This window comes from Pseudomonas sp. NPDC089752 (genome assembly GCF_044748725.1).
GTDB lineage: Bacteria > Pseudomonadota > Gammaproteobacteria > Pseudomonadales > Pseudomonadaceae > Aquipseudomonas.
This window is the reverse complement of sequence record NZ_JBIVGP010000015.1, coordinates 43,872-69,041: the sequence shown is the minus strand read 5'-3', so window position 1 is coordinate 69,041 and position 25,170 is coordinate 43,872. Positions and strand designations below refer to the sequence as shown.

Sequence of the window (25,170 nt, the reverse complement as noted above, 5' to 3'; positions counted from 1 at the left end):
TCAATTAAAGCAACGCCAAAAACAACGATAAGACCGAGGCCTTAAAACCATGTTCGGACTGGCTACAGATACCTACCTGCTGCTCGATGCCCTGGTAACCATCATCGGGCTGATCCTGCTGATCACCCATTTCAAGGTCCACCCGTTCGTCGCCCTGACCATTGCCGCGGGCTTTCTCGGCCTCACCTCCGGCATGCCGGTGGCCAAGGTGATGAAGTCGTTCCAGGACGGTTTCGGTGGTGTGCTCGGTTTCGTCGGCATCGTCCTTGCCCTGGGCACCATGCTCGGCAAGCTGATGGCCGACTCCGGTGGCGCCGACCAGATCGCGCAGACCCTCATACGCGCCTTCGGCAAGAAGAACGTACATTGGGCCATGATGTTCGCAGCCTTCCTGGTCGGCATCCCGCTGTTCTTCGAAATCGGCTTCGTGTTGCTGATTCCGCTGGTGTTCATCGTGGCCCGGCGCTCGGGCGTATCGCTGATCAAGATCGGCATCCCTCTGCTGGCAGGCCTCTCCGTGGTGCACGGGCTGGTGCCCCCGCATCCGGGCCCGCTGCTGGCGATCGGCATCTTCAAGGCCGACATCGGCAAGACCATCTTCTATGGCCTGCTGGTGGCGCTGCCAACGGCAATCATCGCCGGCCCCTTGTTCGGTAACTTCATTTCCCGTTACATCCCCGGCAATCCGTCGCAGGAACTGATGGATCAGATTGCCAAGGAGTCCGACCAAAGCAACCTGCCGAGCTTCACCATCACCCTGGTCACCGTGCTGCTGCCGGTGGTGCTGATGCTGCTCAAGACTTTCGCTGACGTGGTGCTGCCGGCCGAGCATATCGTCCGCCAGTGGATGGACCTGATCGGCCACCCGATCACTGCCCTGCTCGCCGCCCTGCTGCTGGCCTTCTACACCTTCGGCTCGGCGCGGGGCTTCAGCCGCCAGCAGATCATGAAGATGCTCGACCAGAGCCTGGCACCCACCGCAGCCATCGTGCTGATCGTCGGCGCGGGCGGCGGCTTCAAGCAGATGCTGGTCGATACCGGTGTCGGCAACGTGATCGGGCAAATGGCCGTGCAGGCGGAAATTTCCCCGATCATGCTGGCCTGGCTGGTGGCGGCGGTGATCCGCATTGCCACAGGTTCGGCGACCGTCGCCACCATCACCGGTGCCGGTATCGTCGCCCCGGTCATCGACCTGGTGCCTGGGGTAAACCGGGAACTGCTGGTGCTGGCCACCGGTGCTGGTTCGCTGATCCTGTCCCACGTCAACGATGCCGGTTTCTGGCTGGTCAAGCAGTACTTCAACATGACCGTGGCCGAGACGTTCAAGACCTGGAGCATGATGGAGACCATCCTGTCGGTGGTGGGCATCATCTTCATCATGGCGCTGTCGACGGTGGTGTGACCGCTCATCGGGGTGATCGCACCTTGGCGCTTGGGGTAGGGCCGAACAGAAGTACAAGCCCTACCTCGCAAAGGAGCCTGCCCATGATTCGTTCCAGTGTGTTGCTCGCCGCCATGCTCGCCGCGCCGATGGCCCTGGCGGTCGGCACGGGGACCACCTATCCCGACGATCCACACAACCCGGCGCCCAAACCGGGTGTGGACAGTACCCTCAACCCGATCGAAAAGCCCATGCCACGGGATACTGACCCGCGCCTCCAGGGGAATGACCCGGACAGTCCGCCAGCCAAGCAGAATGACAACCGCGATTTGCCGGGGATGGATGGCAGCGGGTCGGAAGGTGATGGTGCTGGGTCGGACGGCGGACAGCGGTAATCAGTGCCGGCCCTTTCGCGGGGCAAGCCCGCTCCCACAAGTCTGGATGCAAGAGCTGACATGTGGGAGCGGGCTTGCCCCGCGAAGAGGCCGGTGCAGACAACATCACCACTGCCGCTTGTCAGGCCGGGTCAGCCCCAGCTTCTCGATCTTGTAGCGCAGCATATCCCGCGAAAGCCCGAGCATCCGCGCCGACTTGGTAACGTTCCAATCCGTACGATCCAGCGTCTTGCACACCAGGTCCCGCTCCATGTCCGGCAAGCTGGTGCCTGGCTCCGGCTCATGCCTTGGCATTTCATACACCGTGGCCGTCGGCTGGGCCAATGGCTCATCGACCAAGGTCATGCACAAGTTCAACTGATGCGCCTGTATCACCTCGTTCGGCGCCAGCAGTACCGTCTGCTCCAGCATATTGCGCAACTCGCGCACGTTGCCTGGCCAGCTGTAACTCAGCATCAAGGCCTCGGCGTCGGCACTGAAGCGCAGGTTAGGCTTGCCATACCGGCGACCATGATGGGCGAGGAAATGCCGGGCCAGCAACAGGATGTCCTGCCCACGCGCATACAGGCGTGGCACCTTCAGGGCGATGATGCGCAGGCGGAAGAACAGGTCGCGACGAAACTTGCCCTGCTGCACCATTTGCTCCAGGTTGCAGTTGGTGGCGCTGATCACCCGCAAATCGACCTTGCGCTCCTTGACCGCGCCGATCCGGCGGATGCTGCGGTCTTCCAGGAGCTTGAGCAATTTGGCCTGCAACACCAGGTCCATCTCGCCAATCTCGTCGAGGAACAGTGTGCCGCCATCGGCCGCCTCGACGAGCCCCACGCGGCGTTCCTTGGCATCCGTAAAAGCGCCCTTCTCATGGCCGAACAGTTCGGCCTCCAGCAGGTTGGCCGGGATCGAGGCGCAGTTGAACTCAATGAACGGTCCCTTGCTGCGCAAGCCATCGAAGTGCAGCGCACGGGCGACCAGTTCCTTGCCGGTGCCGGTCTCACCCTCGACCAGCACAGGCGGCAGGTCGTCACTGGCCATGCGCCGTTCGGCATCGAGTACCTGGCGCAGCGTGTGCTTGAGCGTCAGCATCGCCGGCGACTCGCCGATCAGCGCCTGCAGCCCGGACTTCTGCGCCTCACGCGCCTGATAAAAGGTCAACGTGCGCTCCATCCGCTCGGTGGCCAGGGCTTTTTCCAGCGTCAGCTTGAGCTCGGCCAACACCACCGGCTTGGTCAGGTAATGGAAAGCGCCTTCTTTCATCGCCTGCACGGCATCTTCGACGTTGCCGTAGCCCGTCATCATGATGACCTTGAGCTCCGGTGCCTGTACTACCAGCGTGCGTAACAGGTCGTGGCCGTTCATGCCCGGCAACGAATTGTCGGTGAGCACCGCATCGGGCTGGACGCGCTTGATCTGCTCCAGCGCAAGCTCCGCAGTGCTGCAAACGGTCACCTCGAAGCCCTTGAGGCTCAGATAGGTGGAAATGTTGTTGGCAAGGACTTCATCATCCTCGACTACCAGGATGCTGTGCTCCATGTTCCCCTCCCACTGCGATATTGAAAGTGAGGCTGACGCGGGTTCCTTCCTCTTCACGGCTGCTCAGGCTGACCGAGCCACCGAAACGTTCCATGATCCGCTTGGCCAGCGCCAGGCCTACGCCCAGGCCGCCTTGTTTGGTGGTGAAAAACGGCTTGAAGACCATCCGTTCCTGCTGCTTGGTCATGCCTTTGCCAGTGTCTGTAAGCAGCAATTCGACACGCTGGCCATCCTGGACGCTGACATGGGCGCGCAACTCACCCCCTGTAGGCATGGCCTCGATGGCATTGGAGAACAGGCTGTTGAGGATCTGCGACAACTGCAGCGGCTGGCTGGCCACCCACTGCACCGGCGGCCCTTGGAAGGCAAAACGCACGCTGTTGCGTTCGATCTGTCTGGCGAACGCCAGGCGGGTGTCGTCAATGGCAGCCACCAGGTCCACCGCCTCGGCGCTGTCGCTGGTCGGGCGCAACGACACCAGCAGTTCGCGCACCCAGCGCGACATGCGGTCGACCTGGCTGATGATGTCGATGATGTTCTGCTGAGCCTGCGGGCTGGCGATTTCCTGCGCCAGTTCCGCGCTGGAGCGGATATTGGCCAGCGGATTGCGCATGCTGTGCGCCACCGCAGATGACATCTCGCCCAGGGCGACATAGGTTTCACTGGCCACCAGCCGCTCCTGCTGATGGCTCAACATCGAGGCCGCACGCCGAACGATCCAGAACAGGCCGAAGTAGATCAGCGCCCCACCCACCAAGGTTGAAGCCCAGATCAGCACATAACCGCGCTGGATGCGCCGGATCAGGTCCTGTGGCTCTTTGTAGATCTCGACCATCGCCATTACCTGCTCGCCCTGGCTGTCGAACAACGGGATATAGTTTTCGATGAACAAGTACTGGGGTTCACGCAGGAATTTCTGTTCCTCGCGGTCTTCCTCGGCCTTGTGGTAGCTGGCAGACACAGCCTCGCGGGAACGGAATGCGCGGTTCAGGTCGCCGTCAGCCTCCATACGCTTGCCGATCAGTTCGGGGTTGGTGGACCAGACGATGGTACGGTCTCGCGCGTACACGTTGGCCAGCAGGGTGTCAGGCAGGTGCTCGACATGGTCGAGGAACTCGACCCGGGTCGACTTGGCCAGCGCGGGGCTGAACTGCAGGTGTTGCTGATCCAGCCGTGGGTCGAGCAACTCGCCGAGGGTGGTGCCGGGCGGCAGCTGCGAATGACGCACCTCGGCCTGGGCCATGGCCTGGATGAATTGGGCGGTAAGCATGGCGTCGCGCTCGACACTGTCACGCACCACGAAGCGCGTCGAAACATAACCCAGGCCAACCGCCACTGAGGCAATGATCAACAGGCTGATCACGGAAAACCAGCGCAGCAGATTGAACTCGCGAAGGGGAGCGGCCAAGCCGCTGCCGGCTTGCGCAGAAGTCTTGTCGAAAACATCGGTATCCAACGTCTGCATCGCGTCGTTCCCGCCCTGTGATTGCTTTCGATAGCTGCAAGAAATCAGCCACAACAAAATACAAAATACAAACTCATAAATTTCATTAGGTTAATGAGTTTTCCTGTATATGATTCGAGATTACTCCCCCACATTTGGGTATTCGTTACCCAATTTACCCGATAAGAATTAGCAAGCCTCAGCCAACCTGAAATGGAGTGAAACCCGGGTGCCACGCCCTTCGCTGCTGCTCAATCTCACGGACCCGCCGAAGCGCTCCATGATGCGTTTCACCAGCACCAACCCCACGCCCAACCCGCCCTGCTTGGTGGTGAAGAAAGGCCTGAAGGCCATGCGCTGCTGGCGCTCATTCATGCCTCTACCGGTGTCGGACAGGCGCAGGGTGACGCTGCGCCGATCCTGCTTGACCACCTCGACGCGCAGCCTCCCCCCCTGCTCCATCGACTCCAGGGCATTGTCGATCAGGCTGTTGAAAATCTGTCCGAGCAGCGCCGGCTGGCCGAGTACCTGCACTGCTGGCATGGGTTGCAGGTCCAGGGTCACGCCGCCACGTGCCAGTGGCACGGCAAAGCTCTGCAAGCTGTCTTGCAAGGCCTGGAGCAGGTCCACGGCCACCGCTTCGTCATTCAAAGGCCGCAATGATTGCAACAGCTGGCGAATCCAGTGCGACATGCGGTCGACCTGGCTGATGATTTCATCGATGTTGCGCTGCGCGGGGCCCTCGTCGAACACCTGGGCCAGCTCGGCGCTGGAGCGGATACTTGCGAGCGGATTGCGCAGGCTATGCGCCACGGCCGAAGACACCTCGCCCAACGCCACATAGGTTTCGTTGCTGATCAACCGCTTCTGCTGCACCGCCATCAACCGGGCGGCCCGGCGCATGATGCCGTAGAGGCCAAGGTAGACAAGGCCGGCGCCGAGGATGATGGCCAGCCAGATACGGATCAGGCCATGTTCGATGCGTACGATCAGGTCGTGGGGTTCCTTGTAGATCTCCACCATTGCCGTGACCCGTTCGCCATCGGCGTCGAACAACGGAATGTAGTTCTCGATGAACAAATGCTCGGGCGGGGTCACGAATTTTTGCTCGGCGCGTGCCTGGTCGAAGTTGTGATAGCTGGCAGAGACCCGCATCTTGTATTCGAAAGCCCGGTCCAGGTCATCATCACCTTCGATCAGCTTGCCCATCAACGCCGGGTTGCTCGACCAGATCACCGTGCGGTCCGGGGCGTAGATATTGGCCAGGAGCATGTCAGGCAGGTGGGCGATATGGTCGAGAAACTCCCCGCGCGCCTTGCGTCGTGCTTGCGGGGACACCCCGGGCAAGGCGGCGTGGTCGGTGCGCGGGTCGAGCAGCTCGCCCATGGTACGCACATTGGGGATGGCCACATGGCGCACTTCGGCATCGGCGATGGAGGTAATGAACTGGGCGGTGAGCAAGGCGTCGCGCTCGACGCTTTCATCGATGATGAAGCGGCTGGAGATCAGGCCCAGCCCGACCGCCACTGACAGAATGAAGGCCAGGCTGACCCAGGCGTACCAACGCAGCAGGTCGAAAGGCTTGCGCGGGGAGCCGGCGTCAGGACTGGCAAGCGTCTCCAGTGTGTCGGAACGGGGGACGATGTCCATGGCGGCTTCCACTGCTGAGCACCTGTGAAAGGTTATAGCCCAGAGTTGGGGATTGCATGGCGCTGATTTTTATCATGCCGATGCAAGGCGCGTCGTCATCACAACGGCGAATCTGCCGCCAGCCCCTGTAACTTGCGGTATTCACGCAACACGTTGGGCACATAGCGTCGGGTTTCGGCGAACGGCGGGACCGCCCCACGGCGCAGGACAGCATCGGGGCCGGCGTTGTAGGCCGCCACGGCCAGGGTGATGTCGTTGTCGAACAGGGTCAGCATACGTTTGATGTAGCGCGCCCCACCCAGCACGTTGTCCTCAGGGTCAAGGGCATCCTCAACCCCCATTTCTTTTGCCGTACCCGGCATCAGTTGCATCAGCCCTACTGCCCCAGCCGCCGAGCGCGCCTTGGGGTTGTAGCCGGACTCGGCCTTGATCAGTGCATGCAACAGCGCCTGGGGCACATCGTGCTTGCGCGCCGCAGTGGCCACAAGGTCAGCGTATGGCCGACCGGTGATCAGTTGCGCATTGGCCGGGCCGGCCTTGGCAATAGGTTCGCTGATCACCCGTTCATAGTGGCGCCCGGGCCGATGGACGTTGGTCAGCACGTAGCCGCCTTTGGCATCGATTGAGATGTAGACATCGGCGTGGGCGCTTGCCCCTGCCAGCCAGATCAGTCCCAGGATAATCCCACGCATGTCGGTCGCCTCCCCGCCGTGCCCCCGATGTGGGGGGAAATGCCCCGGAAAACCCGGGCTTTGCGCTAACGACGCAAGCACTGTGCCGCTTGCCATGGCCCATGGCGCAAGGCCCCGAGGCAGACGTGCACGGCTGTTGCATGGTGCAGCGATACCCTGGGCAAGCATGTCCCCATGCAGGAGGGCTTCACCATGCAGCGCAAACGCAAACATCAATTCGGCTTCACCTTGCTCGAACTGCTGGTGGTGCTGGTGGTGCTCGGTTTGTTGGCCGGCATCGTCGCACCCAAGTACTTCAGCCAGCTCGGCCGCTCGGAGGCCAAGGTCGCCCGTGCGCAGATCGAAGGCCTGGGCAAGGCGCTGGACCTGTATCGACTGGAAGTCGGCCACTACCCCAACAGCGAACAGGGCTTGCAGGCGTTGGTGGCTGCACCCAGTGGCGAGGCACGCTGGTCCGGCCCCTACCTGCAGAAAGCCGTGCCACAGGACCCCTGGGGACGCGCTTATATCTACCGGCAGCCGGGCGAAAATGGCGGCGAGTACGACTTGCTGTCGATGGGCAAGGACGGCCAACCCGGTGGCGAAGGTGAAAACGCCGAAATCACCAGCTGGCAATGAGGAGCACGAGCATGCGCTATAGCCTCAAGGCCCTGGGCAGACAGGGCGTGGTGCAATTGCAGATCGATGCCGAGGATGCCGAGCAGGCACGCCGCCAGGCCGAAGATCAAGGTTTGCGGGTGGTCAGCGTACGTGGCCAGGGCGGCGCCTTGCGCGGTATGGCCTGGCGCCGCCAGGCAGCGTTCGACCTGGTGCTGTTCAGCCAGGAGCTGACCACGCTGCTGCATGCCGGCCTGCCATTGATCGATGCGCTGGAAAGCCTGGCGGAAAAAGCCCCGGCTGGGGCTGCGCGCAAGGTCCTGGCGGCGCTGGTTCGCCAGCTCTACGAAGGCCGCTCGCTGTCCCAGGCGCTGGCCCAGCAGCCGCGCGTGTTCCCACCGCTTTACGTGGCACTGGTGCAGTCCAGCGAGCGCACCGGCGCCCTGGGCGACGCCCTGCATCGCTACATCGGTTATCGCCAGCGGCTGGACCTGGTCAGGCAAAAGCTGGTGGGGGCGTCGGTTTACCCATTGCTGTTGCTGCTGGTGGGCGGTGGTGTGGTGTTGTTCCTGCTCGGCTATGTAGTGCCACGCTTCAGCCTGGTGTTCGAGGGTATGGGCAGCGAGCTGCCGTGGCTCTCACGCGTCTTGATGCAGATCGGCCTTTTCCTGCATGCCCATCAATTGCCGTTGCTGCTAGCGACGGCGGGAGGCATCGGTGCACTGGTGCTGCTGCGCCGCAACCCACTGCTGCGGCGCTGGATCTCTCGCCAGATACGGCGGATGCCGGCGCTGCATCAACGATTGATGATGTATGAGCTTGCGCGCTTCTATCGTTCGTTGGGCATTTTGCTGCAAGGCGGCATTCCCATCCTGACGGCCATGGGCATGGCCCGGGGGCTGCTGGGCAGCGCTGCGGCGCGAGGGCTGGAGCAAGCGAGCCGGCGGGTGGGGGAAGGCCTGCCGCTGTCGGAGGCGCTGGAAGCCGGGCAACTGGTCACGCCAGTCTCGCTGCGCCTGCTGCGGGCGGGGGAACAATCAGGGAATCTTGGGGAAATGCTCGAACGCTGCGCGGACTTTCATGACCAGGAGATCGGGCGCTGGGTCGAATGGTTCGTGAAGCTGTTCGAGCCGCTGCTGATGACATTTATCGGCTTGCTGATCGGGCTGATCGTGATCTTGATGTACATGCCGATCTTCGAGCTGGCGTCGAGTATTCACTAACGTTCTCTGGCCTCTTCGCGGGGCAAGCCCGCTCCCACAGGTTTGATGGCAACTCGATCTGTGGGAGCGGGCTTGCCCCGCGAAGAGGCTGGTACAGGCGCCTCAATAATCAAACCGGTCCACCGCGCGCCGCCGCTCGTTGTCATCGCGCCGGTCATAGCTGGCCGTGGTCTGGATGTTCGCATGGTGCGCGAGCTTCTGCGCAATCGACAGGTCGTGCTCTTCGATCACCCGGGTAATGAACGCCCGGCGAAAATCGTGGGGCATGATCTTCACCCCCACCTGGGCACCCCGCTGGCGGGCGATGTAGTAGATCGCATGCTTGGTGATGCGCGCGCGGGTGATGTGGTTGCCACGGCGGATGCGGTTGAACAGGAATGGGTCGTCCGACGCGCCTTCGGGTAGGGCCTGGCGGCGCAGCTCAAGCCAGGCCTGGAGCTTCTCGAAGGCCCACACCGGGGCGTATTTGATCAGTTGCCGATTGCCCTTGCCCAGCACCTGCAGGCTGCGTGCCTCGAAATCCACCTGATCGAGATCGATGTCCACCGACTCCGACTTGCGCATGCCGGTGCCGTACAGCAACGCGATGATCGCCGCATCACGCACGCCTTGCGGGCGTGGATCGGCGGCGCACACGTCCATCAACTCGCGAATCAGGCTGCGGCGCAGATTGCGCCCAGGCGGCAGGCGACTGCCGGTCGCAGGCTTCACCTCGCGGATGCGCAATAACTGCTCGTGGTCGATCAGGCCCTGGCGCCAGGCTTCGTTCATTACCCCGCGAATGGCGTTGACGTACAGCGACGAACTGTTGGGCGCATAGCCATCGGTGCGCAGTGCCGCCACCAAGCCGATCACATGGCCAGGTTCGAGCCGGTGCCACGGCACATCGGCCAGATTGCATTCGACGAAACCCAATCGGTCGGCAGCGTCCTGGAGGATATAGCGCATGGTTTGCTGGCTGGAGGGCGCCAGCCGAGCGAGGTACTGCAGCAACGGATTTTGCGAAAGGTCGGACAAAACGTGAATCCTGTAGCAAAGCTTCGGGGCCATTTAACAAGCACTCAAAGCGTAAAGCAGGTCAAATCGACTCACCATCAAGTCTCAATGACAACATTACTAAAGGGTCATTAGGACCCAGCGCAATGCCATTACCTTGAAATACAAGGTTTTTGTAGATGGCACGGATCGTGATGGTAACTCAATTAAAGCCACCTGATCGAACCGAAGGCCTGCCTATGCTCGTGCAACCGATCGCCTCACGTCCACGCCAGCCCGTCTGGGCCCTGGGTTTTCGCCCGTTCTTTCTAGGCGGTAGCATCTTCGCGCTGGTCGCCCTGCTGGTGTGGGCCGGGATGCTGGCGGGAGTGCTGCATACGACACCACCCGGGGGCATGCTCGCCTGGCACCGACACGAAATGCTTTATGGTTTTGCCGTGGCTATCATCGCGGGATTCCTGCTCACCGCCGTGCAGAATTGGAGCGGCGTGCCCGGCCTCAGCGGGCGGCCGCTGCAGGGGCTGTTCCTGCTCTGGCTGCTGGGTCGGGCAAGCTGGTTTCTGCCGTTGCCGGCAGGTGTGCTGATCGCGCTGCAGGGCAGCTTCCTGCCATTGGTCGCCGTCGCCCTCGCCCGCCCGATCGTACAGCGACGCCTGCGCAATAATTACCCGATTGTCGGCTTGCTGCTGCTGATCGCCGGCTGCCAATGGCTGACGTTGATGGGTTGGCTGCGTCAGGATGAAATCTGGCAGCGCCGCGGGATTTTCGCCGGCCTGTGGCTGGTAGCGGCGATGATGACCATCCTCGGTGGCCGGGTGATCCCCTTCTTTACCCGCCGTGGCCTGGGCAACCTGGCGCCCACGCCCGTGCGGCCCTGGCTGGACCGGGCGTGCCTGTTGCTCAGCGTGGCCGTGCCACTGAGCTACGCCGCTGGTTTCGCCGATAGCCCTCAGCCAGCCCTGGCTGCGCTGTTTGCCGGGCTGTTTGTGCTGCACGGCGCGCGCCTGCTGCTGTGGCATGACCGTGGCCTGTGGCGGCTGCCACTGCTGTGGTCGCTGCACCTCGCCTATGCCTGGATGGCACTGGCGTGCCTGGGCATGGCACTGTGGCATGCTGGGGTTACGCTGAACCTCAGCCTGGTGATCCACGCGCTTACGATCGGCGCCATGACTGGGCTGATCGTGGCGATGATGGCACGGGTCAGCCTTGGCCATACGGGCCGGTCGTTGCAGGTTCCGCCTTGTATCGCCTGGGCCTTTGCGCTGATGCAACTGGCCGCGCTGGCGCGCGTCGGGTTGACCCTGGTCACGCCGATCGGCATCGACGTTTCGGTGCTGTGCTGGAGCGCGGCGTTGCTGTTGTTCCTGTGGCATTACCTGCCGATGCTGCTGCGCCCGCGCGTTGACGGGATGCCGGGGTGATCCGTGGTCTAGAGTGGTATGCATGATTCTTTGCTAGCGAGCCTCCATGGTTTTCCACCGCCTGACCCGCACCCACCCCCGCCTGAGCTTCGCCGCGCTGGTCGGCATCCTTGGGGCATGGTTGATCCCCGCCAGCGACACCGTGCAACGTGTTCTTGCCGGCTGGAACCTTGGGGTCTGGTCGTACCTCCTGCTGGTCCTGTGGTTGACCTGGCGAGCGTCCCCGGAAAAGGTACGCAAAGTTGCACGTATCGAGGATGAAAACGCCGGCCTGGTGCTGTTCACCGTGTGCATCGCCGCCATCGCCAGCCTTGCTGCGGTTACTCTGCAACTGGTGTCCAGTCGCGGCCTCCAGGGCACTGACCAGGCCCTGCACTACCTCTACACCGGATTGACCATCGCAGGTTCGTGGCTGCTGATCGGTTGTATCTTCAGCCTGCACTATGCCCGCTTGTTCTATACCTGCAACGAGGATGAACCTGCCTTGCGCTTCGCCGACGGTGAACGCCACCCGGATTACTGGGACTTCCACTACTTCTCCTTCACCATCAGCGTAGCGGTGCAGACCTCCGACATTGGCGTGGGCGGGCGCGGGATGCGCCGGGTGGTACTGGCGCATTCACTGGTAGGTTTCGTGTTCAACACGGCGATTCTCGGCTTTACCATCAATATCGCCGCCGGCCTGCTCGGCTAGTACGCGTCGGGCACAGGCGCGGATGCGCCGGCACACCTCGTCCAGCTGTTCGGCCGCAAGTACCAATCCCATGCGCACATGCCCCGCTGCGCTGGGCCCGAATGCATCCCCTGGCAGCAGCGCAACACCCTCCTCCATCAACAGCCGTTGGGCGAAAGCCTGGGCACTGAGCCCGGTAGCCCGTATATCGAGCATCACGAACATGCCGCCCGCCGGACGATGGGCGCGCACCCCAGGGCAATCGGCCAACGCCGCGCACACCCGATCGCGCCGTTGCCGATAGGCCTCGCGCATCTGCCGCACCGCAGCCAGGTCCTGCTCAAGCGCCACACAGGCCCCTTGCATGACGAACTCCGGCAGGCCGAACAGCATGGCCATGGCCAGATTGGCCAGGTGTCCGATCAACATCGGCGGAGCTATCACCCACCCCACCCGCCATCCGCTCATGGCATGTGACTTGGACACACTGTCGATGATCACGCAACGCTCGCTCATACCCGGCAGGCTCGCCGGGTCTGCCGCTTCGCCGTCATAGAGCAGGCCACTGTAGACCTGGTCGCAAATCAGCCACAGATCATGCTCACGGCAAAGCTTGGCGAGCTGCGCCATGTCCTGGGGCGAAATGGCCGCACCGGTCGGGTTGTGCGGGGTGTTCAGCAGCAGCCCACGGGTGCTCGGGGTAATGGCCCTGGCCACCTCCAGCGGGTTCAGGCGAAAGCCCTGCTCCGGGCTGACCGGCACCTGCACCGGCCGCGCGCCACAGGCACCCAGCACAGCGGGGTAGGTCACGTACATGGGCTCGGCGACGATCACTTCGTCGCCTGCCTCGAACAGGCATTGGCAGATGGCATACAGCGCGCACTGGGCACCGGCGAGCACCATCACCTGCTCGGTGCCGATCTGCGCACCACTGCGCCGAGCAACCGCCTGACGCAGTGCCAGGCTGCCGCGCACATCACTGTAGTGGGTATCGCCACGACGCAAGCTGCTGACCGCTGCATCGACGATGGGCGTTGGCGTGTCGAAGTCAGGGTCGCCCACCGACAGCAGGAAGATTTCGCGCCCTTCGCGGCGCAAAGCCTGCGCTTGATAATGGATATCCCAGGCAGCGGCAGCTTCACCGGCGATGCGTTGCGTGAGCGTGGAATAGCGCATGACTGTCTCCCTGTCTGCCCAGCTCGCACCGCTCGTCCGAAAACGTCGTGCGCCGATTGGACTTAAAAGTAGCAGAATCCACCGGCGCCTCTGCCAACCTGGGGCAGGGAAAACGTTTGCGTGGCCATTTGCCGCCAGACGGTGCGCATGACGCCTATGTGACAGGGATCATGCATTAGCACATCTGTCGTATTTTCCGCAGAACGGTAACGTGGCCGGTGCTATCGTTAGCTTCCCGGCGGCCGTGTTCCCGGCCCTCGTTCACCACGTCCAGGCAAGGACAAGGAGGCTGGCTTGAACAAGATGACGTTCCCCAACGCCTGCCAGGTGATGCGTTGGCATTTCCATCCACTGGGCTTCGAAGCCAGCATGGATGCGCCGCGCAGCATGATCGCCCGCCTGTTCGACCGCGCCACTGGAGAAACCCTGCTGGCGATTGCTGGTATCCCCTGCACCGCCATCATGGCAGCGGCGGACGTCGAACGCATCATTGAGGCGGTCGAGGCCGAGATGGATGCGTTCGTGCCAGTCTTTGCCCTGCGCGACGCCGTCTAGGCTACCGCTTCGGCGCTCCGCTGAAGCGCCTGCAGTTTGCCCATGAACTGTTCAGCCGGCACAGGCTGGCCGAGCAGATAACCCTGCAGCGAGTCGCAGCCCAGGCGGGTCAGGAAATCCTGCTGGCCATCGGTTTCCACACCTTCGGCGACGATCCGCAGGCCCAGCGCCTGGCCCAAGGCGACGATGGCCGAGACGATGGCCGCATCATCGCTGTCCTGCTCCAGATCGCGGACGAAGCCGCGGTCGATCTTCAGCTCGTTGGCCGGCAGGCGCTTGAGGTACATCAGGCTCGAATAGCCTGTTCCAAAATCGTCGATCGACAGATCCACCCCCATGTCGGACAGGCGCTGCAGCACCGTCAGGCTGGCATCGGCATCGTGCATCGCCGTGGTTTCGGTGATTTCCAGGGTCAGGCAATTGGCCGGCAAGCCGTTGACGCGCAAAGCGCGGGCGACACTGTCGACCAGGCCGGCATGGCAAAACTGGATGGCCGAGAGGTTGACCGCCATGCGCCAGTCACTACGCCCTTGGTCTAGCCACAGGCGCATCTGCCGGCAGGCTTCGTCCAGCACCCACTCGCCAATCGGAATGATCAGGCCGGTCTTCTCCGCCAAACCGATGAAACGGTCAGGCGGCAGCAGTCCGTGCTGGGGGTGCTGCCAGCGCACCAAGGCCTCGGCGCCGATCGGCTGGCAGGCCTGGGCGTCGAACTTGGGTTGATAATGCAGGCAGAACTGGCGCTGCTCCAGGGCCACGCGCAAGTCCTGCAACAGTTGCAGCTGCTGGCGCGCATTGCTGTTCATCGACACGTCGAAGAAGCTATAACCATTCTTGCCGGCGCTCTTGGCGTGGTACATGGCCGCATCGGCGTTGCGCAGCAGTTCGAGCTGGTCCTGGCCGTTACCGGGATACAGGACGATACCCAGGCTCGCCGTCAGCTGCAGGTCATGTTCGGCCACGCGGAACGCCCGCGACACCAGGTTGACCTGCTTGACCGCCACATCCATGGCGTCAGCCGGTTCCTGCAGCTCCACCAGCAGCACGAACTCGTCACCACCGATCCGCGCCAGGGTGTCCTGGCTGTGCAAGTGGCCGCGCAAGCGGGAAGCCACCGCTTTGAGCAGCAGATCGCCGACGTGATGGCCAAACGCATCGTTGACCGGCTTGAAGCCATCCAGGTCGATGAACATCAGCGCGAAACAGCCGCCCTGCTCCGCCACCTTGCCGATCGCCTGGTCGATGCGGTCGGACAGCAGTGTACGGTTGGGCAGGCCGGTCAGGGTGTCATGCAGCGCCAGTTGGGTGAGTTCCTGATTGGCGAGGGTCAGCGAACGCGCCAACTCTGCAGTACGCGCTTCCAGACGCGCATCCAGCACCGACGTCAGCAAGGCCACCGCAAGCACCGCCAAAGTGGTGATCAGCACCAGGTAGACCAGCCCCTCCCCCTGCAGCCCACCCGCCAACGCACCGCAGAAACTGCCCGCCGGGAAGTTCGCCGCCGCCATGCCGGTATAGTGCATGCCGACGATGGCAACGCCCATCAGCACAGCGGCCAGGCCGCGGATCTGGCGTACGTACGGCGTGTGTCTGCGCAGCCGGAAGGCAATCCACAAGGCGGCTGCCGAAGCGCCGACCGCTATGGCCAGCGAAGCGCCGAACAAGGTCGGGTCATAGTCGATGCCTGGCAGCATGCGCAGCGCCGCCATGCCGGTGTAATGCATGCAACTGATGCCCGCACCCATGATCAGCGCGCCAAAGGCCAAACGCAGCCCAGGCAGGCTCGGCTGGCTGACCAGCCACAGGGCGAAACCCGATGACAAAACGGCGATCAGTAGTGAAAAGGCGGTCAGGCCAATGTCATAGCCCAGGTCGATCGGCAAGCTGAAGGCGAGCATGCCGATGAAGTGCATCGACCAGACGCCGATGCCCATTGCCAGCGCGCCTCCGCCCATCCATAGGTAGATGGCCCGGCCTTTGGCCGTGGCGATGCGGCCGGTCAGATCCAATGCGGTGTAGGACGCAAGGATGGCCACGCACAGCGAAATCAACACCAGCGAAAGGGAGTAGCTTCCGGTCAACATTGGGAGTTCCAGCGACGGGACAGGGTGGCCCGAAAAAGCTGACGATTGTACTCAAGCGTTGCCGAAACGCACGGGGTTTTTTGCGAATGGGAATGGATCCAAACCCTTGTATAACGCGACGAAAGCCCTGTATCAGAGCCTTCGCCACATCATTTGACATCAAATAGCCACTTGTCGGTTTCACTCCTGCTGAGCGAATGCCTGCTCGGTTTCCCATCCACCGCCCAGCGCGGCGATCAGCTGGACGCTAGCGACCAGCCGCCCCTGCAACAGGTTCAGCACGCTACGCTCGTTGCTCAACGCGGTGGTCTGCACGTTGACCACATCCAGGTAGCCGATCAACCCGGCTCGGTATTGGTTATCGGTCAGGCGCAGTGATTCGCGAGCAGCGTCCAGCGCCTCCTGGCGCACCACGGCTTCATCGGCATACACCTTGAGCTGCACCAGGTAGTTCTCGACTTCCTTGAAGCCATCGAGCACGCTCTGGCGATACTGCGCCACGGTCTGGTCATACACCGCGACGGTGCGGTCCACCTCGGCGCTGCGCTTGCCGGCATCGAACAGGGTCAATGCCAGTTGCGGCCCTACCGACCAGTAGCGGTTTGGCAGCTGAATCCAGTTGTTGAAGGTGCTGCTGGAATAGCCGCCGCTCATGCTCAGGCTCAAGTCGGGGAAGTAAGCCGCGCGGGCGACGCCGATGTTGGCATTGGCCGCCATCACGTTGCGCTCGGCCGAGGCGATGTCCGGGCGGCGTTCGAGTAACTGCGACGGCAGGCTGACCGGAATTTGCGGCAAGCCTGGGATGGTCTTGCTGTCGGCCAGGGCGAAATCTGCAGGCGCCCTGCCCAGCAACACGGCGATGGCGTTTTCGAACTGGGCGCGCTGCCAGATCAGGTCGATCAGGTCGGCCTGGGTGCTCTTTAGCTGGGTGCGCGCCTGGGCTACCGCGTCAGGGCCGGAGACGCCCGCGCGGTACTGGTTTTCGGTCATGCGAAGCGATCGCTCATAGGCAGCGACGGTCGCCTCCAGCAGGCGCTTCTGCTCGTCGATCACCCTCAGCTGGAGGTAGTTTTGCACCAGCTCCGACTGCTGGCTCAGGCGAATCGCGGCGAGGTCGGCGAAGCTCGCTTCGGCACTGGCCTCGTTCGCGTTCATGGTCTCGCGCAACTTGCCCCACAGGTCGATTTCCCAGCTCACGCCGAGCTGAGCGTTGTAGGTGTTGCGGATGCCACTGCTGTTGTTGGACAGGCTCGAACTGGAGCTGCCGGTACCTTGGGCCGAGCGGTTCTTGCTGGTGGTCAGGTCGAGGCTTGGGAACAGTGAAGCCCGGCTGCTGCGCACCAGCGCCTGGGCCTGGCGGTACTGGGCGGCCGATTGGGCAACGGTCTGGTTGCTGCGGTTGAGCTCCTCGACCAGCGCATTGAGCCCGGCATCGCCGTAGACCTCCCACCAGGCGCCACGAGCGATGGCATCGGACGGGTTGGCCTGGGTCCAGCCCTCAGCCTGCTTGAACTGGGCGGGCGTGCTCAGCTCGGGGCGGTGGTAGTCCGGGCTCAGGGTACAGGCGCTGAGCAGCGCCACGCACAACCCGGCGCCGATCAAACGCGAGCCGCGCCCGCGGGTCAGCAGCTGCAGGGCGTGGTGGAGTGGAGTCTGGGCGAAGTTCATAGCGGAGTTTCCAGAGCGGCATCGGTACGCACGCCGCGCCAATGGTTGAATCGGTGACGCAGGCGGTCGAGGTACAGGTACACCACCGGCGTCGTATAAAGGGTCAGCACCTGGCTGACGACCAGGCCGCCAATGATGGTCAGGCCCAGCGGCTGGCGCATTTCCGCGCCTTCAGCACGGCTGAGCAGCAGCGGCAAGGCGCCAAGAATGGCCGCCAGCGTGGTCATCAGGATGGGCCGCAGGCGCAGCAGGCAGGCGCGGCGAATGGACTCTTCCGGGGTCATGCCCTGGTGGCGCTCCAGTTGCAGCGCCAGGTCGATCATCAGGATGGCGTTCTTCTTCACCACGCCGATCAGCAGGAACAGCCCCAGCAGCGAGATCAAGCTGAATTCGCCACCGGTGACGTACAGCGCGAGCAAGGCACCGACCCCCGCTGAAGGCAAGGTCGAGAGAATCGTCAACGGGTGGATGTAGCTCTCGTACAGAATGCCCAGCACCAGATACACCAGCACCAGTGCGCCGAGGATCATGAACGGCTGCCCTTCCTGGGTCTTGGCGAAAGCGTCGGCGGTGCCGCCAAGCTTGGCGATCACTTCTTCGGGCAGGCCGAGTTTGGCCACCGCCCGCTCCACGGCCGCCATGGCCTGGTCCGGGCTGTAGCCTTCGGCGACGTCGAAGGCGATGTCTTCGGCGGCGAACTGGCCCTCATGACTGACCCGGTCGTTGGCCAGGCTGTTCTCGTAATGGGCGATGGTCGACAGCGGCACGCGAGCGCCGTCGCTGGTGATCACCTGCACCTGCTCCAGGGTGCTCGGGTCCCAGGCGTATTTGGGGTTGATCTCCAGCACCACCTGGTACTGGTTGAGACTGTCGTAGATGGTCGAGATCTGCCGCTGGCTGTAGGCGTTGTTCAGCACCGTGGTGACCATGTTCATGTCGATACCCAGGCGCTTGGCCTGGTCGCGGTCGACCACCAGGGTCACTTGCTGGGTGCCGGAGCCGTCGCGGGCGTCGATGGCGGTCAATTCGGGCAATGCGCGCAGCGCCGCGACCACCTTCGGGAACCACTCGCGCAGGGCCGCCAGGTCGCCGCTCTGCAGGGTGTAAAGATACTGCGAGGAGGTCTGGTCGCGGCCACCGCCGCCCAGTTGCAAGTCCTGGTCAGCCATCAGGAATAGCCGCCCACCGGGCACTTTCGGCATTTCCTTGCGCAAACGCTCGATAACCTGCTGCGCATCGATCTTGCGCTCGCTGATCGGTTTCAGGCGTACCAGAACCATGGCGTTGTTGGTACCGCTGTTGCCGCCGATGAAACCGGCGACACTCTGCACGGCCGGGTCGGCGAGCAAGGCGCGGCGGTAGATTTCCATCTTCGGCTGCATCACGCTGAACGACAGCCCGTCATCACCGCGGATAAAGCCCATCAGCTGGCCGGTGTCCTGCTGCGGGATCAGCGTTTTCGGCACCACCACGTACAGGGCGATATTGATGCCGATGGTTACCAGCAAGCTGATCAAGGTCAGCCGCTTGTGGCGCAGCGCCCAGCCCAGGCTGCGGTCGTAGCCCTCGACCATGCGTTTGTGCAGTTTGTCACTCCAGCGCTGCAGGCGCGTCTGCTCGGCGCGGTGCGGCTTCAGCCAACGGGCGCAGAGCATCGGCGTGAGGGTCAGCGACACCACCAGCGAGACGATGATCGCCGCCGCCAGAGTGATCGAGAACTCCTGGAACAGGTTGCGCACGATGCCGCCCATGAACAGGATCGAGACGAACACCGCCACCAGCGAGACGTTCATCGACAGCAAGGTGAAGCCGACTTCCTTGGCCCCGAGGAACGCGGCGCGCATCGGCGGCTGGCCATCCTCGATGTGCCGCGAGATGTTCTCCAGCACGACGATGGCATCGTCCACCACCAGGCCGGTGGCGAGGATCAGCGCCATCAGCGACAGGTTGTTCAGCGAGAAACCACACAGGTACATCACTGCGAACGTGCCCACCAGCGACACCGGCACCGCCAGGCTTGGGATCAGGGAGGCACGGAAGCTGCCAAGGAACAGGTAGACGACCAGGATCACAAGGACCACGGCCATCAACAGGGTGTGCTCGGCTTCCGCGAGGGTGGCTTTGATCACCGGCGAGCGGTCCATGGCCACGTTCAGTTGCACGCTGGCCGGCAGCAGCGACTGCAGGGCCGGCAGCTGCGCGTGGATCTGGTCGACGGTTTCGATGATGTTGGCGCCGGTCTGGCGGTTGACCACCAGCAGCACCGCGCTCTGGTCGTTGAAGAAGCCGCTGTTGTAGCGGTTCTCGACGCCGTCGGTGATGGTTGCCACGTCGGAGAGGCGCAGGATCGTGCCGTTCTGCTGGCGGATCACGATCGGCTCGTAGTCCTTGGCTTTTTCCAGCTGATCGTTGGCGCGCACCTGCCAGTTGCGCTCACCGTCTTCGACAAAGCCCATGGGCCGGCGCTGGTTGGCGTTGGCCACGGCGGTGCGCACGTCATCCAATGCCAGGCTGTACTGGTTGAGCAGTTGCGGCTCGACCGCGATGCGCACCGCCGGCAGCGAACTGCCGCCGATCTGCACTTCCCCTACCCCGCTCACCTGGGCCAGGCTCTGCGACAGGATGGTGTCGGCCAGGTCATACAGCTGGCCTTTCTGCAGCACGTCCGAGGTCAGCGACAGCACCATGATCGGCGCCTGCGCCGGGTTGATCTTCTTGTAGGTGGGCATGCTGCGCATGCCGCTGGGCAGCAGGTTGCGCGTGGCATTGATGGCCGCCTGCACTTCGCGCGCCGCGCCGTCGATGTCGCGGCCTTGCTCGAAGCCGATGATGACCCGGGTCGAGCCCTGGTTCGAGCTGCTGGTCAGGGTGGTGACCCCGGCAATGCTGCCGAGCTTGCGTTCCAGCGGCGTGGCCACCGTGGACGCCATCACCTCGGGGCTGGCGCCAGACAGGTTGGCCTGCACCACGATCACCGGGAAGTCCATTTGCGGCAAGGGCGCCACGGGCAGCAGGTTGAAGCTGACGCCACCGAGCAGCATGATCGCCAGGCTCAGCAGCATGGTCGCCACGGGCCGGCGAATGAAGGGACCGGACAGGTTCATGCCTCGGCCTGCTTCACGTCAGTGGCCGGGCGCCAGCGGCGTGCCAGGCGGTCGAAGTACAGGTAGATGACCGGGGTGGTGAACAGGGTCAGTACCTGGCTCACCAGCAGGCCGCCCACCATCACCAGGCCCAGCGGCTGACGCAGTTCAGCGCCGGAGCCGGTGGCCAGCATCAGCGGCACGGCGCCGAACAACGCCGCCAGGGTGGTCATCAGGATCGGCCGGAAGCGCAGCAACGCTGCCTGGTAGATCGCATCCCGTGGGCTCATGCCCTGGTGGCGTTCGGCTTCCAGGGCGAAGTCGATCATCATGATCGCGTTCTTCTTGACGATACCGATCAACAGGATAATGCCGATGATGGCGATCATGCCCAGGTCGTTGCCGCTGATGATCAACGCCAGCAAGGCGCCGACCGCCGCCGACGGCAGGGTCGAGAGGATGGTCACCGGGTGGATGTAGCTCTCGTAGAGCACACCGAGCACGATGTACATGGTCACCACCGCGGCGAGGATCAGCAGCAAGGTGCTCGACAGCGATGCCTGGAAGGCCTCGGCGGCGCCCTGGAACTTGGTCTGCACGCCGATCGGCATGCCGATGTCCTGTTGCACCTGCTCGATCACCTTGACCGCCTCGCCCAGGGAGGCACCGTGGGCCAGGTTGAACGACATCATCACCGCCGGGAACTGGCCGATGTGCGAGATCGCCAGCTGCGCCTGGCGCTGTTCGATGCGCGCCAGGGCCGACAGGCGTACCTGGCCGCCGTCACTGGCCTTGACGTGGATGGACTCCAGCGCCTGCGGGCCGATGCTCGCCGCATCGCGCGATTGCAGCACCACGCGGTACTGGCTGGCCTGGGTGTAGATGGTGGAGATCTGCCGTTGGCCGAAAGCGTCGTACAGGGCGTTGGTGATCTGCGAAACGTTGATGCCCAGGCGGCTGGCCATGTCGCGGTCGATCACCAGGTACACCTGCAGGCCCTTGTCTTGCAGGTCGCTGGCCACATCCTGCAATTCCGGCCGCTGTTGCAGCGCGTTGACCAGCTTGCCGCTCCACTGCGCGAGCAGATCGGCGTCCGGCGACGACAGGCTGAACTGGTACTGGGTGCGGCTGACCCGGTCCTCGATACTGAGGTCCTGCACCGGCTGCATGAAAAGGCGAATGCCCACCAGTTTATCGAGTTGCGGCTGCAGGCGGCTGATCACTTCACCGGCGGTCACGTCGCGCTCGCCGTGGGGTTTGAGGTTGATCAGCAAACGGCCACTGTTGAGCGTGGCATTGTCACCGTCCACACCGATGTACGACGACAGGCTCTGCACTGCCGGGTCCTGCAGGATCACCTTGCTCAGGGCCTGCTGGCGTTCGCTCATGGCGGCGAACGAGGTCGATTGCGGCGCTTCGGAAATACCCTGGATCACTCCGGTGTCCTGCACCGGGAAGAAGCCCTTGGGCACTGCCATGTACAACACCACGGTCAGCCCCAGGCTCGCCACGGCCACCAGCAAGGTCAGCGGCTGGTGCCGGAGCACCCACTGCAGGCCGCGGCCGTAGTGTTCGATCAGCCAGTCGATCCAGGCGCCACTGGCGCGGTAAAAGCGGCCCTGTTCTTCTTCCTTGGGCTCGCGCTTGAGCAGGCGCGCGCACATCATCGGCGTCAGGGTGAGCGACACCACCAGAGAAATCAGGATCGCCACCGCCAGGGTGATGGCGAACTCGCGGAACAGGCGCCCGACCACGTCAGCCATGAACAGCAGCGGGATCAGTACGGCGATCAGCGAGAAGGTCAGCGAGATCAGGGTGAAACCGATCTGCCGGGCGCCCTTGAGCGCCGCCTGCATCGGCGTTTCACCCTCTTCGATATGCCGCGAAATGTTCTCCAGCATGACGATGGCGTCGTCGACCACAAAACCGGTGGCGATGGTCAGGGCCATCAGCGTCAGGTTGTTGATCGAAAAACCCGCCAGGTACATCACGCCGAAGGTGCCGATCAGCGACAGCGGCACGGCAATCGACGGAATGATCGTGGCACTGACCCGGCGCAGGAAGACGAAGGTGACCATCACCACCAGCACGATGGCGATCAACAGTTCGTGCTGCACGTCCTTGACTGCGGCGCGGATGGTCTGGGTCCGGTCGGTGAGCACCGAGACATCGAGGCCGGCTGGCAGGTTGTCGGTGATCGACGGCAGCAGTTGCTTGATGCTGTCGACCACTTCGATGACGTTGGCGCCCGGTTGGCGTTGTATGTTCAGCAGTACTGCCTGGTTCTGGTTGGCCCAGGCGGCCAGGCGTTCGTTCTCGGCGCCGTCGACGATTTCGGCGACGTCCTTCAGGCGCAGCGGGGCTCCGTTGTTGTACGTCAGAATCAGGTTGGCGTATTCCTCGGGAGAACGCAGCTGATCGTTGGCGTCGAGCATCGATACCCGGGTCGGGCCGTCGAAGTTGCCCTTGGGCTGGTTGACGTTGGAGGCGCCGATCAGGGTGCGCACGTCATCCAGGTTGAGGCCATTGGCGGCCAGCGCATCGACATTGACCTTGATCCGCACGGCCTGGCGCTGGCCGCCAGCGATGCTGACCATGCCCACGCCGCCGATCTGCGCGAGTTTTTGCGCGACACGGGTGTCGACCAGGTCGTTGAGCTTGGGCAACGGCATGGTCTTGCTGGAGATCGCCAGGGTCAGCACCGGCGTATCGGCCGGGTTGACCTTGTTGTATACCGGGGGCGCCGGCAGGTCGCTGGGCAGCAGGTTGCTGGCGGCGTTGATCGCGGCCTGTACCTGCTGCTCGGCGACGTCCATGTTCATGTCGAGATTGAAGCGCAGGGTCAGCACCGAAGCGCCGCCTGAGCTGGTCGAGGCCATCTGGGTCAGGCCCGGCATCTGGCCGAACTGGCGCTCCAGCGGCGCGGTGACCGCACTGGTCATCACCTGTGGGCTGGCGCCCGGGTACAGGGTCATGACGCGGATGGTCGGGTAATCGACCTGCGGCAAGGCCGATACCGGCAGCAGTTTATAGGCGATCATGCCGGCCAGGACGATGGCCAGCATGCTCAGCGTGGTGGCGACCGGGCGGAGGATGAACAGGCGCGACAGGTTCATGCGCCCGCCTTGCCTGCCGCTTCGCCGGGCTGTACTTCACCGGCCCGGGCCGAGCCCTTGGCATCCTGGCCCTGCAAGTGCTGGCCGGGGGTGGTTGGCACTTGCGAGCTGTCGTCAACCACCTCTACCGGGGTGCCTTCGCGCAGGCGGTCGGTGCCTTCGAGCACCAGGCGATCGCCTGCCTTCAAGCCTTCGAGGATCACACTGTTTTCACCGTCACTGGCGCCCACCTTGAGCTTGCGCACATTGACCGTGTTCTCGGCATTGACCACGTAGGCGAAGGTGCCATCGTTACCGAACTGGATGGCCGCCGCCGGGGCCATGACCACCTGCTTGAGGGTATCGGCCAGCAGGCGAACGTTGACGAACTGATTGGGGAACAGGGCTAAGTCCTTGTTCTCGAAGCGGCCCTTGAACTTCAGGGTGCCGGTGGTGGTGTCGATCTGGTTGTCGATACTGCCCAGCACGCCGCTGGACTGCAGTTTGCTGTCGTTGCGGTCCCAGGCCTCGACCGGCAGGCTGGCGCCGCTGCGGTAGCGTTCGAGCACGGTGCTCAGTTCGGTTTCCGGCAAGGTGAAGGCGACATTGATCGGCTCGGTCTGGGTGATGACCACCAGCGCGGTGGTGTCGTTGGCGGCCACCAGGTTGCCCAGGTCGAGCTGGCGCAGGCCGACACGCCCATTGATGGGCGCGCGGATCTGGGTGAAGTCGAGGTTCAGGCGGGCATCGTTGACCTGGGCCTGGTTGGTTTTCACCAACCCCTGGAACTGCGCCACCTGGGCTTCGGCGGTATCGAGCGTCTGCTTGGCGATGCTGTCTTCGGCATACAAGCCTTTATAGCGCGCCACGTCGACCTGGGCATTCTTCAGCTGCGCCTGGTTTTGCGCCAGGGTGCCTTCGGCCTGCTGCAGGGCGATGCGATAAGGGCGCGGGTCGATCTCGGCCAGCAGATCGCCGGCCTTGACCTGCTGGCCTTCTTTGAAGTGGATCTTCACCAGCTCACCGGCCACCCGGCTGCGCACGTTGACCGTGTTGGTCGCGGTGACCGTACCCAGGGCCTTGTAATAGAGTGGGAAGTCGCCGACGCGTACCGGCTCGACACGCACCGGCACCGCCTCGGTGGAATTACCAAAGCCCGGGCGCCCGCCCATGCCCACGCCTTTGCCCGGGCGCCCCCCGCCAGCCTCTTTATGGGCAGGCGTTGCGGCGGGCCACAGCCACCAGGCCAGCAGGGCCACCAGCAGCAGGATCAACAGGCCGACGAGCCAGCGACGGGGGGATCGGGAGACAGAAGCTTGCATGGGTTGAACGAACCTTGTTCGGAATGACGGCTTGGGAAGGGTGAACGATAAGCACTGGCATCGTTTTAGCAAAGGGCCTTTACCAGAGGTTTACCATTGCCTGACGTTGCCAAAAGGTTGAACTTTAAATGAAAACGGCCCGGAAAGTGTTCCGGGCCGTTACAGGGTGTTGCTTGGAGGGATTG

General features: G+C 63.3%; 18 protein-coding genes. 7 read left to right on the top strand and 11 right to left on the bottom strand.

Features of this window, described 5'->3' with window-relative positions:
• Positions 1-49 precede the first annotated feature (49 nt).
• Both ACIPZF_RS22065 and ACIPZF_RS22060 read left to right on the top strand, forming a co-directional pair.
• Positions 50-1,402, top strand: a complete 1,353-nt coding sequence (locus ACIPZF_RS22065; protein WP_400803204.1) for a GntP family permease — start codon at positions 50-52, stop codon at positions 1,400-1,402.
• A gap of 83 nt (positions 1,403-1,485) precedes the next feature.
• On the top strand, positions 1,486-1,776 hold the full coding sequence (locus ACIPZF_RS22060; RefSeq protein ID WP_400803202.1) for a hypothetical protein: 291 nt from the start codon (positions 1,486-1,488) through the stop codon (positions 1,774-1,776).
• 105 nt (positions 1,777-1,881) lie between these two features.
• On the opposite strand, the gene ACIPZF_RS22055 is transcribed toward ACIPZF_RS22060, so the two are convergent.
• From ACIPZF_RS22055 to ACIPZF_RS22040, 4 genes are all read right to left on the bottom strand, one after another.
• Positions 1,882-3,306: a sigma-54-dependent transcriptional regulator gene (locus ACIPZF_RS22055; RefSeq protein ID WP_400803200.1), complete on the bottom strand. Its 1,425-nt coding sequence runs from the start codon at positions 3,304-3,306 to the stop codon at positions 1,882-1,884.
• Positions 3,275-4,771 (bottom strand): sensor histidine kinase, encoded by a 1,497-nt coding sequence (locus tag ACIPZF_RS22050; protein ID WP_400803197.1) that lies wholly within the window; start codon positions 4,769-4,771, stop codon positions 3,275-3,277. Before ACIPZF_RS22050 ends, ACIPZF_RS22055 begins: the two co-directional genes overlap by 32 nt.
• Before the next feature lie 168 nt (positions 4,772-4,939).
• The gene (locus ACIPZF_RS22045) at positions 4,940-6,400 is read right to left on the bottom strand and encodes a sensor histidine kinase (protein ID WP_400803195.1); all 1,461 of its coding nucleotides are present in this window, start codon (positions 6,398-6,400) and stop codon (positions 4,940-4,942) included.
• A gap of 98 nt (positions 6,401-6,498) precedes the next feature.
• A complete protein-coding gene (locus ACIPZF_RS22040; protein WP_400803192.1) occupies positions 6,499-7,092 on the bottom strand; it encodes a transglycosylase SLT domain-containing protein in 594 nt (197 codons plus the stop codon).
• 192 nt (positions 7,093-7,284) lie between these two features.
• Between ACIPZF_RS22040 and gspG the strand changes: the two genes are divergently transcribed.
• Together gspG and ACIPZF_RS22030 are read left to right on the top strand one after the other, a co-directional pair.
• Entirely contained in the window at positions 7,285-7,710 is a 426-nt protein-coding gene (gene gspG, locus ACIPZF_RS22035; protein ID WP_400803190.1) for a type II secretion system major pseudopilin GspG, read from the top strand.
• Positions 7,711-7,721: 11 nt separating this feature from the next.
• Positions 7,722-8,912: a type II secretion system F family protein gene (locus ACIPZF_RS22030; protein WP_400803187.1), complete on the top strand. Its 1,191-nt coding sequence runs from the start codon at positions 7,722-7,724 to the stop codon at positions 8,910-8,912.
• Positions 8,913-9,014: 102 nt separating this feature from the next.
• Here ACIPZF_RS22030 and xerC read toward each other — a convergent pair whose 3' ends face one another.
• Entirely contained in the window at positions 9,015-9,929 is a 915-nt protein-coding gene (xerC, locus tag ACIPZF_RS22025; RefSeq protein ID WP_400803185.1) for a tyrosine recombinase XerC, read from the bottom strand.
• Positions 9,930-10,147: 218 nt separating this feature from the next.
• Between xerC and ACIPZF_RS22020 the strand changes: the two genes are divergently transcribed.
• Both ACIPZF_RS22020 and ACIPZF_RS22015 read left to right on the top strand, forming a co-directional pair.
• Positions 10,148-11,329 carry an NnrS family protein gene (locus ACIPZF_RS22020; protein WP_400803183.1) on the top strand — a complete coding sequence of 394 codons (1,182 nt, stop codon included), beginning with the start codon at positions 10,148-10,150 and terminating at the stop codon, positions 11,327-11,329.
• A 46-nt stretch (positions 11,330-11,375) separates the two neighbouring features.
• Positions 11,376-12,023 carry a DUF1345 domain-containing protein gene (locus ACIPZF_RS22015; RefSeq protein WP_400803180.1) on the top strand — a complete coding sequence of 216 codons (648 nt, stop codon included), beginning with the start codon at positions 11,376-11,378 and terminating at the stop codon, positions 12,021-12,023.
• On the opposite strand, the gene ACIPZF_RS22010 is transcribed toward ACIPZF_RS22015, so the two are convergent.
• The gene (locus ACIPZF_RS22010) at positions 11,949-13,178 is read right to left on the bottom strand and encodes a pyridoxal phosphate-dependent aminotransferase (protein ID WP_400803178.1); all 1,230 of its coding nucleotides are present in this window, start codon (positions 13,176-13,178) and stop codon (positions 11,949-11,951) included. The genes ACIPZF_RS22015 and ACIPZF_RS22010 overlap by 75 nt on opposite strands.
• Before the next feature lie 294 nt (positions 13,179-13,472).
• Between ACIPZF_RS22010 and ACIPZF_RS22005 the strand changes: the two genes are divergently transcribed.
• On the top strand, positions 13,473-13,733 hold the full coding sequence (locus ACIPZF_RS22005) for a DUF1652 domain-containing protein (protein ID WP_400803175.1): 261 nt from the start codon (positions 13,473-13,475) through the stop codon (positions 13,731-13,733).
• Here ACIPZF_RS22005 and ACIPZF_RS22000 read toward each other — a convergent pair.
• From ACIPZF_RS22000 to ACIPZF_RS21980, 5 genes are all read right to left on the bottom strand, one after another.
• The gene (locus ACIPZF_RS22000; RefSeq protein ID WP_400803172.1) at positions 13,730-15,817 is read right to left on the bottom strand and encodes a putative bifunctional diguanylate cyclase/phosphodiesterase; all 2,088 of its coding nucleotides are present in this window, start codon (positions 15,815-15,817) and stop codon (positions 13,730-13,732) included. The genes ACIPZF_RS22005 and ACIPZF_RS22000 overlap by 4 nt on opposite strands.
• Before the next feature lie 180 nt (positions 15,818-15,997).
• A complete protein-coding gene (locus ACIPZF_RS21995) occupies positions 15,998-17,485 on the bottom strand; it encodes an efflux transporter outer membrane subunit (protein WP_400803171.1) in 1,488 nt (495 codons plus the stop codon).
• Positions 17,482-20,589, bottom strand: a complete 3,108-nt coding sequence (locus tag ACIPZF_RS21990) for an efflux RND transporter permease subunit (RefSeq protein ID WP_400803169.1) — start codon at positions 20,587-20,589, stop codon at positions 17,482-17,484. The genes ACIPZF_RS21995 and ACIPZF_RS21990 overlap by 4 nt, the downstream gene beginning before the upstream one ends.
• Positions 20,586-23,684, bottom strand: coding sequence for an MdtB/MuxB family multidrug efflux RND transporter permease subunit (locus ACIPZF_RS21985; protein WP_400803167.1), 3,099 nt, complete (start codon positions 23,682-23,684; stop codon positions 20,586-20,588). The genes ACIPZF_RS21990 and ACIPZF_RS21985 overlap by 4 nt, the downstream gene beginning before the upstream one ends.
• Positions 23,681-24,985 carry an MdtA/MuxA family multidrug efflux RND transporter periplasmic adaptor subunit gene (locus tag ACIPZF_RS21980; RefSeq protein WP_400803166.1) on the bottom strand — a complete coding sequence of 435 codons (1,305 nt, stop codon included), beginning with the start codon at positions 24,983-24,985 and terminating at the stop codon, positions 23,681-23,683. Before ACIPZF_RS21980 ends, ACIPZF_RS21985 begins: the two co-directional genes overlap by 4 nt.
• Positions 24,986-25,170 lie beyond the last annotated feature (185 nt).